Here is a 12,628-nt window from a genome sequence, read left to right as displayed (position 1 = left end):
ACCCGGACGATGGCCCCGGGCGAGGATCGATCGTGAAGGAACCCGCACATGACCATCCCCACGGACCGGCAGCGCCTCGCTGACCGGCTGAAGCTCGGCTCGGAACTGCTCTACCTGTCCCGGAGGGACGTGGAACACCTGCAACTGACGCGGGACGCCATTTTGGAACTGACCCGTCAGGCCCTGGTCGAGCACGGTCACCGCCGCTACGAGATGCCGGCCAAGATCGGTGTCCACCCGTACGACAACGTCTTCTACCACGCCATGCCGGCCTACCTGCCGGGGCCGGGGATTGTCGGCGCGAAGTGGATCGAGTGCTACCCGGACAACCCGCGCAGGTTCGGTCTTCCGCAGACCACCGGGCTGCTCGTGCTCAACGATGTGGAATCCGGTGTGCCGCTGGCCGTCATGGACTCGGCGTGGCTGACCGCGATGCGTACCCCGGCGGTGACGGTGCTGGCCGCCGCGGCGCTGCACCCCGGCGCCACCACGTTCGGGATGTTCGGCTGCGGCGTGCAGGGAGTGGAACACGTCCGCTACGCGGCCCTGGCGATGCCCAGGTTGGAGACGGTCTACGTCTACGACACCCACGAGGCCGCCGCGGATGCCCTGATCACGCAGCTACAGCCCGAACTGGAGGTGCGACTCGTCAAGGGCGGGTCGGCCGAGGAGGTCACCAAGAGCGCGGAAGTGCTGAGCTCGGCGACGGTCATCCTGCGGGAGCCGCTCGCGGTGGTGAAGGACGAGTGGGTCACCGCGGGGCAGACGATCCTCCCGTGCGACCTGAACACCTTCTGGGACCCCCGTACTTCCCGGCGTGCCGACAAGTACATCGTCGACAGCGTCGAGGAACACGAACTGTTCGCATCGATGGGGTACTTCCCGGACGGGCTGCCGGAGATCGTCGCCGAGACCGGCGAGGTGCTGGCCGCAGTGAAGCCCGGCCGGGAGCACCCCGACGAGATCATCGTCAACAGCAACATCGGCATGGCCGTCTGCGACATCGCGGTGGGCGACGCGCTCCTGCACCGCGCGCTGGAGCACGGCGTCGGGGTGCGGCTCCCCCTCTGACCTCCGGGTGGCGGGGGCCGGCTCTGCTGATCAGGGCGGGAATCAGCCAGGCGTCATCTCTACCGCGTATGTCCGGGAACTCACCCCGGATCCCTCGCGACTCATGAGGCGAGGTTGCCGTCCGGCAGCCCGCTCATGACGGTGCGGGGGAGGGGGAAGGTGACACACCACGTTCGCGGTGCGGGACGGGCCGGTCGCATATCCGGCGGTGGGGACCGCTGGTCGCTGGTCTCTGGTCGTTGCGGCGGGTGTGCCGGCGTTCGTGGCGATGCTCGACATGAATATCGTCAATGTGGCGCCGGCGGACCTCGCGGATGGTCTGCACGTGTCGACTGCCACCGCTCAGTGGGCGGTGCCGGGTTGTCAACTGCCTGTGGTGGCTTTGTTGTTGCCTGTTGGCCGGTGGCTCGACGGGGTGGGGCTGCGGGCCGCCGTGCTGACGGCGACCTGCGGCTCCGGTCTCGGGGCCGCCGTTCAGGCCCGTCCCGGCACCCGCCAGCGCCAGCCGCCAGGCCGAGAAGACCACCGACGCGGCGGCCGCCGCCCACGATTGATCCAGGAGTCACCCGCATGTGCGGAATCACCGGCTGGGCATCTTTCTCTCCCGACGCCCGCAGCCAGACGGCGGTCATCGAGGCCATGACGGCCACCCTCACCGCGCGCGGCCCCGACGCGGGTGGCGTCTGGCTCGGCGAGCACGCCGCGATCGGCCATCGCCGCCTGGCCGTCCTCGATCCGGCCGGCGGTGGACAGCCGATGACCGACCGGCCCGACCGGCCGACCCTCGTGCTCAGCTACAGCGGTGAGGTGTACAACCACCACCAGCTGCGTGCCGAACTGCGCGGCCGTGGACACCTCTTCCGCACGCGCAGTGATACCGAGGTGGTGCTGCGCGCGTACGCCGAGTGGGGTGAGGACCTCGCCGACCACCTGGAGGGCATGTTCGCTTTCGCGGTGTGGGACGAGCGCGCGCAGCGGCTGCTGCTGGTGCGTGATCGCCTCGGCGTCAAGCCGCTGTTCTGGGCCGCCGTCGAGGGCGGCGTGGCCTTTGCCTCCGAGCCGAAGGCGCTCTTCGCTCACCCGGAGATACGGCCGCGGGTGGACGCCGACGGGCTTCGGGAGGCGTACAGCCTGCTCTTCAACACCGGGCCGACGGTGTGGTCCGGTGTGCGGGAGGTGGAGCCCGGCGGGGTGCTCGTCCTGGACCGCGACGGTATGCGTGAACGCCGCTACTGGCAGTTGGCGGCACAGATCCCTGACGATGACGACCAGGACTCGGCCGTCGCACGCATCCGTGAGCTGGTCGGGACGGCCGCCCGCAGCCAGCTGGAGGCCGATGTCCCGCTGTGCAGCCTGCTGTCCGGTGGCATCGACTCCACGGTTCTGACCGCGCTGCTCGCCGACGAACTCCGGCTGCGTGAAGGGCGGGACGCCCGTATCCGCTCGTACGCCGTCGACTACAGCGACCAGGCCGAGCAGTTCACCGGCGACGTGCTGCGCACCGGCCACGACACGCCGTACGCCGCCGAGGCCGGCGCATTCATCGGCACCGACCACAGCACGGTCGTCCTCGACCCGCGCGCCCTGCTGGACCTCGAGCACCGCAAGGCGGTCGTGGTGGCGAGGGACTCACCGATCGGTGTCGGCGACATGGACACCTCTCTGTATCTGCTGTTCGGCGAGGTCCGTCAGCACTCCACCGTGGCTCTCTCGGGTGAGGCGGCGGACGAGGTCTTCGGCGGTTACCCCTGGTTCCACTCCCCGAAGGCACTGGACGCGGCCACCTTTCCTTGGCTGCTCGTCACGGGGGACGAGGCCGCGATGCCGCTCAACCCGGAACTCGGCCTGCACATGGGGGAGTTCCGCCGGGACACCTATGCCGGCGCGCTGGCCGCCGTACCGCATCGGGACGAGGAAACCCCCGCGGAGCACCGGCAACGCGAGATGCAGCACCTGTCACTGACCCGCTGGCTGCGTCAGCTGCTGCACCGCAAGGACCGGTTGAGCATGGCCCAGGGCCTGGAGGTCCGCGTCCCCTACTGCGACCATCGTCTGGTCGCGTACGCCTTTGCCGCGCCCTGGGTGCTGAAGAGCTTCGACGGCCGGGAGAAGAGCCTGCTGCGTGCCGCCGGCGCCGGACTCGCTCCGCACTCCGTGCTGCACCGGCCCAAGAACCACTACCCGGCCACCCACCACCCCGACTACAACCGCGGCCTGCAGGACCTGGCCCGCGATGCCCTGGCCGTCGACCAGGTCCGGGCACTGGCCGACGAGGCCCGCATCAAGCCCTGCCTCGACACCCCGCCGGACCGCCTGGAGTGGGGCCACCGCCTCCGCCTGGAACGCGTCGTCGACCTGGCGCTGTGGCTGGACCACTACCGGCCCGAACTCGCCCTCTGAGGAGGGGCGCGGCGCGGGTCCCGCTTCTGCCGGCAGCCGGGCCGTCGTCGTGATCAGGGGGCTTGGCCGGCGGTTGACGCCCGTCGAGCCGATATCAGGCGGCCGAGTGACCGTTGTAGAAGGCCCGCACGGCGAAGCTTGTCCATTCGGGGTGATCCCAGGTGCTCCATCGGGACCGGGCACTGTCGCTGATCTTCTCGGCGGCCTCGTCCTCCGTGGTGCCTCGGTCGCGCAGGCGCGTCGCCTCGGTGCGCACATGGTCGAGGTAGTCCCGCACGTCCCGGATGAGCGTGGCGTCGGACACCTCGCCGTGCCCGGGAACGACGACCGCCGGGGCGAGGGCCAGGAGTTGGTCGAGCACCGTGATCCACCGGTCCGCGTCGACGTCGGTGTCATGCGGCGGGAAGTACGGGGCGATGGGAAACATGCGGTTCTCCAGCAGATCACCGCCGAACAGGATGCGGTCGTCGACAAGGACGACCTGGTCGCCGACCGTGTGCGCGGGCCCCACCTCGCGCAGGAGTGCCGTGCGGCCGCCCAGGTCGACCTCGGCCTCCCCCGTGTACGTCACCTCGGGATCGACGAAATGCACGCCGTCCAGCTCCGCCGCGACTGCCGGGCTCAGTCCCCGGAACATGTCGGCATAGGCAGCGCCCTTGCGGTGCAGCTCCGCCCGCTGCGCAGCGTTGTAGACGATCGTCGCAGCCCCCTTGAAGGCGTGCGCCCCGAAGCCGTGCTCGGGGTGGAAGTGGGTGAGGGTCAGGAACAGGCGCCGCCCGCCGGCCAGCCGTCTGGCTTGCTCCAGGACGTACCCTCCGTTGCGATCCCCGATCCCCGTGTCGATGACCAGCGCGGCGTGCTCGCCGACGACGATGCCGACGTTGGGGACGATCGGCACCCGGTTGTCCGGGATGACGAACACCCCTTCCGACACCTCGATCGGCTCGCCCTGGACGAGCGGCGCGGGAGCGTCCGCCAGGTCGGGCGGCGCCAGTTCTCCGGCCGCCGTTGCGGCGTGCGGTGAAGGTGCGGTGTGGCACACGGCCGAACTCCCATCTGATCAGTGTTCAGATTTCCTTGATGGAAGGTAGCACGCATCTGAACACCGTTAAGATCTGTCGCATGCCCAAAAATCGCTATCACCACGGAGAGCTGCGAGGAGCCCTGCTGGACGCCGCCGAAGCGCTGGTCCGCGAGCGCGGTGTGGAGGGATGGTCGCTGCGGGAAGCCTCGCTCCAGGTCGGCGTCAGCCCCAGCGCGGCCTACCATCACTTCGGTTCGCGGGAGGGACTCGTGCACGCGCTGTCCGGGCGGGTGTTGGCCCAGCTGGGGGAGCGGCTGAGCCTGGCCGTGAACGACGCGTCGAGCGAAGGTCAGCAGCGCCTCATCGCCTACGCCCGCGGGTACGTCAGCTGGGCTCTCGACGACCCTGCCGTTGCCCGTCTCGCATTCGGTGCCGGGGAACCCGAGATCCCCCTGTCGACGCACCCACACGATGTGCTGGCCACGGAACTCGACCGGCTCGTCGATACCGGCGGCCTCGGCGCCTCGGCTCGCCCCGGAGCCGAGTTCCTCCTCTGGGCGGCCATCCACGGGCTCGCCACCCTCCTCGTGGAGGGGCTCGTCCGCCACGATGACCACGAGGCGATCGACCTCCAGACGGAGCGCCTGGTCAAAACCGTCCTCAGTGGTCTCGCGCAGGAGGCCCCACAAGCCCCCGCGTGGCCGCAGGCCCGCTCCGCACACACCGAACGCCTGGCGCAGCAGGCCGTACATCCCGAACGGCACGGCGCGGTCGCCGACGGTCGAAGCGATCGCGAATGACTCGCGATTCCTTCGCGACCGACTCGCGCATGAAGAGCGGGTGACATGTCATCTTGCCGCCGCCGTAGGGGACTTGAGCGGAATTCACGAGTGGGACGTGAGCGGAACGTAAGGGGGGTTTGAGCGGAAGGTGAGCGGGCCCGGGGGCTGAGGGGAAGGGCCGCCCTCGTTTCCCACGGTCTTCCCGCTGACTTCCTCGGCGTTGCCACGCGGCCGAAAGTCTAGTGATTACCGCAATTTACGGCGTGGCCTACCACGTACTTCCGCGGTGTTCGTTGACGTGCGAGCGGCGGCCTGCTGAGGCTGTTGTTGACCACCGCACCGCAGGCACTCGGGATTTGTGGCCCGGCAGCTGCGTGTATCTCCTGTGCCCACATTCTTCGGAGCTTCTGTGACCACCGCGCGTCTGGCTGATGCTGTCTTGGGGACAAGTCCTTTCGGGGAACCCGATCCGAGAATCGTCGCCGCCGTCTGCCGGGCCGGGGGGCTCGGCGTGCTCGATCTCGGCAAGGGGGACAGGCGGGCCAGGGAGGCGCTGGAGTCCGTCCGGCGATGGGTGTCGCGGCCGTTCGGGGTGCGGGTGGCCGCCGGGTGTGCCGTCACCGCGGCCGAGTTGGTGAGTGGCGGGGGCGTGCACACGGTGGTGCTCGGCGTGGAGGCGCCGGTGCGGCTGGCCGACGTCGTCGGCGACCACCGGGTGCTCGTCGAGGTCACGAGCCATGCGGAGGCGCTTGAGGCGGCCCGGGGCGGTGCGCACGGACTGATCGCCCGTGGCAGTGAAAGTGGCGGGCGGGTCGGTGAGTTGAGCACCTTCGTGCTCCTTCAGCAGCTGGTGGCGGACCCGGGCCTGGCCCTGCCCGTCTGGGCCTGCGGCGGTATCGGGCCGCACACCGCCGCGGCCGCCGTGGTCGGCGGTGCGGCCGGAGTCGTTCTGGATACGCAGCTCGCCCTGCTGGAGGAGTCCGGCCTCCCGGAGGATGTCGCCGCGGCCGTGCGGATCCTGGACGGTTCGGAGACGGTCGTGGTGGGCGGGCACCGGGTGCTGTGGCGCCGGGGGCCGGACGCGCCGGAGGTTCCGGACGACCCGGTGGAAGTGGCCGGCATGCTTGGTGCCGGCGATCTGCGGACGCAGCTGCTCCCCGTCGGACAGGACGGCTTCCTGGCCTCCCGCTTCGCAAAGCAGTGGCGCGATGCGGGTGGGGCGGTTCGCGCGGTCACCGCCGCCATGTGCGACGCGGTGCGGGAGGACGTGCCGCTCGACGCGCTGGGCAGCGGGTCGGCGATGAGCCGCGCCCTGGGGACGCAACTGCCCCTCGCCCAGGGGCCGATGACCCGGGTCAGTGACCAGCCGGGGTTCGCCGCGGCGGTCGCCGAGGACGGGGCGCTGCCGTTTTTGGCGCTGGCACTCGCCGGCCCGGAGCAGACGCGCACCCTGCTGGAGCAGACGCGTTCCGCACTGGACGGCCGGCCCTGGGGGGTGGGCGTGCTCGGCTTCGCTCCGCAGCGCACCAGGGCCGCACAGCTGGAGATCATCCGGGAATTCCAGCCGTCCTGCGCGATCATCGCGGGCGGCCGGCCCTCGCAGGCGTCCGCGCTGGAAGAGGCCGGTATCGACACGTTCCTCCACGTGCCCTCGCCCGGCGTGCTGCGGCAGTTCCTGGACGTCGGTGTCCGCAAGTTCGCCTTCGAGGGGTCCGAGTGCGGCGGTCATGTCGGGCCGCGGAGCAGTTTTGCGCTGTGGGAAGCGCAGATCGCCGTCCTCACCGAGTTCCTCGACGCGGCCGAGGACACCGAGGGCGACACGCTGCGGGTGCTGTTCGCCGGCGGGATTCACGACGCGCGGTCCGCGGCGATGGTCACCGCGCTCGCCGCTCCGCTGACCGCCCGTGGCGTGGCCGTGGGCATGCTCATGGGCACCGCGTATCTGTTCACCGAGGAGGCGGTGAGCCATGGCGCGGTGCAGCCGCTCTTCCAGCAGCAGGTCCTGGCGGCCCGGCGGACCGAGCTGCTCGAAACGGCGCCCGGCCACACGACACGGTGTGTGACCAGCCCCTTCACCGACAACTATCTGGGCATCAAGGACGAGTTGCGGTCGCAGGGCGTCCCGGAACGGCAGGCGTGGGAACAGCTGGAACGGCTCAATGTCGGCCGGCTGCGGATCGCCAGCAAGGGCGTCGAGCGGGTCGGCGAGGAGCTGACCGAGGTGGATGAGCCCCGGCAGCTCGCCGAGGGCATGTTCATGGCCGGCGAGGTGGCCGTGCTCCGGAACCAGGCCACCACGATTGCCGAGCTGCACGCGTCGGTCAGCAGCGCCGCCGCCGATTTCTACACCGAGCACGCCGCGCGGGCGCGCGAGCGGCTCGGTGTGGCTCCCAAGGTGAGTGCGGAAGTCCCCGCCCCGGCCCCGCTGGACATCGCGGTGGTCGGCATGTCCTGCATGTTCCCGGACGCGCCGGACCTCGCCAGTTACTGGGCGAACGTGGTCGGGGGAGTCGACGCCGTCAGGGAGGTGTCCGCGGAACGGTGGGATCCGGCGGTCTATTACGCGCCTCAGGCGGACGGCGGTCACACCGATTCGAAGTGGGGCGGTTTCCTGCCCGACATCCCCTTCGACCCGTTCCGCTACGGCATTCCGCCGTCCTCGCTGGGCAGCATCGAGCCGGTGCAGCTGCTGTCGCTGGAGGCGGCGCGCCTGGCACTGGAGGACGCCGGGTACGGGGAGCGGGACTTCGACCGGTCCCGGGCCGCCGTGGTCTTCGGGGCCGAGGCGGGCAGCGACCTGTCGAACGCCGCCGCGCTGCGCTCGCTGCTGCCGGCCTACGTGAGCCGGCTGCCGCCCGAGCTGGACGCCCAGCTGCCCAGGCTCACCGAGGACTCCTTCCCCGGGATGCTGGCCAACGTCATCTCCGGCCGGATCGCCAACCGGCTCGACCTGCGGGGCATGAACTACACGGTGGACGCGGCCTGCGCCTCCTCGCTGGCCGCGGTGGACGTGGCGTGCAAGGAACTGTCCGCCGGCACCAGCGACCTCGTGCTGTGCGGCGGCGCCGACCTGCACAACGGGATCAACGACTACCTGCTCTTCTCCTCGGTCCGTGCGCTGTCCCCGACCGGCCGCTCCCGCCCCTTCGACAGTGCGGCGGACGGGATAGCCCTGGGCGAGGGCGTCGCCTGCCTGGTGCTCAAGCGGCTGACCGATGCGGAGCGTGACGGGGACCGTATCTATGCCGTGATCAAGGGGGTCGGCAGTGCCAGTGACGGCAAGTCCCTCGGCCTGACCGCACCCCGTGCCGAGGGACAGCGTGCCGCGCTGGAACGCGCCTACCGCAACGCGGGGGTCTCTCCGACGGAGGTCGGGCTGATCGAAGCGCACGGCACCGGGACCGTGGTCGGCGACCGTACCGAACTGAGCGCCCTCACCGAGCTGTTCACGCAGGCCGGAGCGGCGCCGGGAAGCTGTGCGCTGGGGTCGGTCAAGTCGCAGATCGGGCACACCAAGTGCGCCGCCGGTCTGGCGGGTCTGATCAAGACCGCCATGGCGCTGCGCACCGGCGTCAAGCCGCCCACGAGGCAGCTGGAGCAGCCCAATCCGGCCTGGGACCAGGAGAGCAGCCCGTTCGCCTTCCACACCTCGGCGCGGCCGTGGGCGGCGCGGCCGGCCGAGCGGGTCGCCGGGGTCAGCGCCTTCGGCTTCGGCGGCACCAACTTCCACGTCGTACTGCGTGCCCACGACGAGGGGCCCCCGCCGGTGCAGGGCCTCGACTCCTGGCCGGCCGAGCTGTTCGTCTTCCGCGGCGCCGACCGCGAGGACGCCGACCGGGCGATCCAGGAGCTGCTGGATCTGGCGGAGAAGAACGAGCGGGACGGCCGCCCGTGGCGGTTGCGCGACTTCGCGGTGACCGCCTCCCGCCGCTGCGATGCTTCACGGCATCCGGCGCGGTCGGCGGTCGTGGCCGGAGACCTGGACGAGCTGGCCGTGCTGCTGCGGCGGGCGCGGGCGGGCGAGCACGACCCGGCCGCGGGGGTCTTCGCCGTCGGGGCGGACGACGGGTCCGACGACCGTGGGACCGACGCCAAGGTGGCGTTCCTCTTTCCCGGCCAGGGCAGTCAGCGACCGGACATGCTCGCCGACCTGTTCGTCGCCTTCCCGGAGGCCCAGCGCTACCTCCAGCTCGGCCGCGAGTGGGCCGAGGACCTCTACCCGCCGCACGCCTTCGACCCCGCCGTCGCGGCCGAGCAGCGGGCCAGGGTCACCGACACCACGGTGGCCCAGCCCGTCCTGGGCATGGTCGGCCTGGCCGCGTACGACCTGTTCTGCCGCGCCGGTGTGGTCCCGGACATGGTGGCCGGGCACAGCTACGGCGAATTGGTGGCGCTGTGCGCCGCCGGGGCGCTGGACCCGGCCACCCTTCTGGAGCTGAGTGCGCGGCGGGCCGAGGCGATCGTGTCCGCGGCCGGCACGGACCCGGGCGCCATGGCCGCGGTGTCGGCCGGCCTTGAGGACGTCTCCCGGCAGCTCGACGCGGCGGGCCTGGCGGACCGCGTCGTCATCGCGAACCACAACGCGCCCGAGCAGGTCGTCATCTCCGGGCCCGGCGACGCCGTCGCGACCGCGGTGGAGCGACTTCGCGCGCACGGTTACGGTGCCAAGACCCTCCCGGTGGCCTGCGCCTTCCACAGCCCGGTCGTCGCCGGTGCCGGGGAGCGGTTCGCCGAGGCACTCGCCAAGGCGCCGGTACGCGCACCGCAGACGCCGGTGTGGGCCAACCGCACAGCGTCCGTCTATGCGCCGCGACCCGAGGACGTACGCACCGAACTGGCCGCACAGATCGGCGCACCCGTCCGGTTCACCGAGCAGATCGAGCAGATGTACCGGGCCGGGGCCCGGATCTTCGTCGGGGTCGGGCCCGGCTCGACGCTCACGTCCCTGGTGTCCGCGATCCTCCGTGACCGCCCGCACTCGACGGTCGGTGCCGAAACGGCGGGCGGCCGGGGCGTGCGCGGTTTCCTCGGCGCGCTCGCCCAGCTGGCCGTCGCCGGCGTGCGGGTGCGCACCGGCTGGCTGTTCCAGGGCCGCCACGCCACCGACCTGCGGCACGCGACTCCCCCCGAACGACCCGGCTGGACCGTCAACGGGCACCTGGTGCGTACCCGTGACGGCAGCCCACTGCCCGGCTCTCTCAAGCCGGCCCGACGCATCCAGGAGATGTTGGTGACGACGCCCGACCCCCACGAAGCTGCCGTCAGCCCGGACCGGATGGTCTCCGAGTTCCTGCGCACCAGCCGGGAGATCGTCGCAGCGCAACGCGATGTGCTGCTCACGTACTTCGGTGCCGCGCCGGGCACACCGGCCCTCGCACCGCCGGCTCCGCAGATGCCCGTCCACCAGGTGCCCGTCCCGGTCGCACCGGTCACGTCCACCCCGGTCCCCGGCGATCCCGGCCCGCTCGCGCCCGCCCCGGAGGCGGCAGCCCCGCCGGCCCAGGAGGCCCCCACCACTGCCGCACCGCTCACCGAGGATGACGTACTGCAGACCATCCTGGGCCTCATCAGCGAACGCACCGGCTATCCGGTGGACATGATCGAACCCGATCTCGACCTGGAGGCCGACCTGAGCGTCGACTCGATCAAACGGATCGAGATCGCCGGTGAACTGGCCGCCCGGGTCCGGGCCGGCGGGGAGAGCGGGTCGGGCGTCTCCCAGCTCGACGACGCGGAGTTGGACGCGCTGTCCGCGGCCCGCACCGCCTCCGGCATCGCCGGCCTGCTGATGGCACGGCTCCGCGGCGACGAGGAGCAGCCCCCCGAGGACCGGAGCCCGTCGGAACCGGTCGGCCGCCCGGCCCCGGTGGAGGTGGTCGCCGAGGCGCCTGCCCGGCTGCTGCTGCGGCAGGTGGCTCTGCCCGAGCCGGCCGCGGACCCCGGTGCGCTGGCCGGAAAGCGGTTCGCGCTGCTGGGCGGGGACAGCCCGGTGGGCGAGCGCCTGTCGGCCCAACTCGCCGCACGGGATGCGCAGTGCGTCGTACGCGACGGTCAGCACCTGCTGACGGATGAGGACGGCCCGCTGGACGGTGTGCTCCATCTGGAGGCGCTGACCGGCACCGAGGAGCCGCTGTTGCCGGAGTCGTTCCCGGTGGTGCAGGCCGCGCTGCGGCGCGGGCCCCGGTGGCTGATCGCCGCCGTCCCGGGCGGGACGGCGGCGGACGACGGGCGACCGGACGGACTGCGGGGGATGTTCCGGACCATCGCCCAGGAATATCCGGACACGGTCGCCAGGGTGGTCGAGGTCTCCTCCGACGAGCCGGCGGAGGCCGTGGCGTCCACGCTGGTGGGCGAGTTGCTGTCCACCGACCGCGCCCCGGTCGTCCTCCGCTCCTCCGGCCCTCGGTACGGCCTCGAACTGGCCGAGACCGGCCTCGGCCGGCTGGGCTCGACGGGAGCCGGGCCGGCCGGCGACGGTGCGGCCGAGGCCTCGGCGCTCGGCCTGGACCGGGACGCCGTGGTGCTGTTGGTGGGCGGAGCCCGGGGTATCACCGCACGCTTCGCCGCGACGCTGGCGGCGGCCGCCGGCTGCCGGATCGAGCTGGTCGGCAGGACCGCCGCGCCGAGCGGCCCGGAAGACCCGGCCACCCGGTCGGCGCCCGACCGCGAGGCGCTCCGGGCCACCCTGGCGGCGCTCGGCAACCGCACGCCGGCCGAGATCGAGCGCACCGTCGGGCAGATCCTCGCGCAGCGCGAGATCAGCGCCACGATCGACGAACTGCGCTCCCTCGGCAGTCAGGTGCGCTACCACTCGGCGGACACGCGGGACACCGAGGCGGTGCACCGGGTGGTGAAGGACATCCACGCCGAGCACGGCCGGCTGGACGGTGTGGTGTACGCCGCCGGGGTGATCGAGGACCGGATGCTGGCGGAGAAGGACACCGAGTCCTTCCGGCGGGTGTTCGACACCAAGGTCGACGGCGCCCGCACGCTGCTGGCGGCGTTGGAGTCCCTGTCCAACCCCCCTGGCTTCACGGTGTTCTTCGGCAGCATCTCGGCCGTGCTGGGCAGCCGCGGCCAGGTGGACTACGCCGCGGCGAACGACGCCTTGCAGAGCATGGGCAGCCGCTGGGCCGACCGCACCGGCAGCCGGCTCCTCACGGTCCACTGGGGACCGTGGGCCCCCACCGGGCAGCACAAGGGCATGGTCACCCCCGAGCTGGCGCGGGAGTACGCCCGCCGGGGCATCCGCCTGATCGACCCCGACGAAGGAACCCTCTGCCTGCTGCGCGAGCTCGCCTGGGGCGAGGAGTCGGACCGCGCCGTCGTCTACACCGCGTCGGGGTGGTGA

General features: G+C 71.8%; 5 protein-coding genes. 4 read left to right on the top strand and 1 reads right to left on the bottom strand.

All coding sequences use genetic code 11. The features are described from left to right. The first annotated feature begins 48 nt into the window (after positions 1-48). Together BKA18_RS05690 and asnB are read left to right on the top strand one after the other, a co-directional pair. Positions 49-1,071 carry an ornithine cyclodeaminase family protein gene (locus BKA18_RS05690; RefSeq protein ID WP_366045218.1) on the top strand — a complete coding sequence of 341 codons (1,023 nt, stop codon included), beginning with the start codon at positions 49-51 and terminating at the stop codon, positions 1,069-1,071. 570 nt (positions 1,072-1,641) lie between these two features. Next, on the top strand, positions 1,642-3,471 hold the full coding sequence (gene asnB, locus BKA18_RS05685; RefSeq protein WP_366045217.1) for an asparagine synthase (glutamine-hydrolyzing): 1,830 nt from the start codon (positions 1,642-1,644) through the stop codon (positions 3,469-3,471). Between the two features lie 94 nt (positions 3,472-3,565). Here asnB and BKA18_RS05680 read toward each other — a convergent pair whose 3' ends face one another. Then, positions 3,566-4,513 carry an MBL fold metallo-hydrolase gene (locus BKA18_RS05680; RefSeq protein WP_366045216.1) on the bottom strand — a complete coding sequence of 316 codons (948 nt, stop codon included), beginning with the start codon at positions 4,511-4,513 and terminating at the stop codon, positions 3,566-3,568. 80 nt (positions 4,514-4,593) lie between these two features. Between BKA18_RS05680 and BKA18_RS05675 the strand changes: the two genes are divergently transcribed. Further along, positions 4,594-5,295: a TetR/AcrR family transcriptional regulator gene (locus tag BKA18_RS05675; RefSeq protein ID WP_366045215.1), complete on the top strand. Its 702-nt coding sequence runs from the start codon at positions 4,594-4,596 to the stop codon at positions 5,293-5,295. A 493-nt stretch (positions 5,296-5,788) separates the two neighbouring features. Continuing rightward, the gene (locus BKA18_RS05670; protein WP_366045214.1) at positions 5,789-12,628 is read left to right on the top strand and encodes an SDR family NAD(P)-dependent oxidoreductase; all 6,840 of its coding nucleotides are present in this window, start codon (positions 5,789-5,791) and stop codon (positions 12,626-12,628) included.

It is taken from the genome of Streptomyces auratus (assembly GCF_050433025.1).
GTDB classification, from domain to species: Bacteria; Actinomycetota; Actinomycetes; order Streptomycetales; family Streptomycetaceae; genus Streptomyces; species Streptomyces sioyaensis.
The sequence above is the reverse complement of the archived record's forward strand: the minus strand, read 5'-3'. Positions and strand labels throughout refer to the sequence as shown.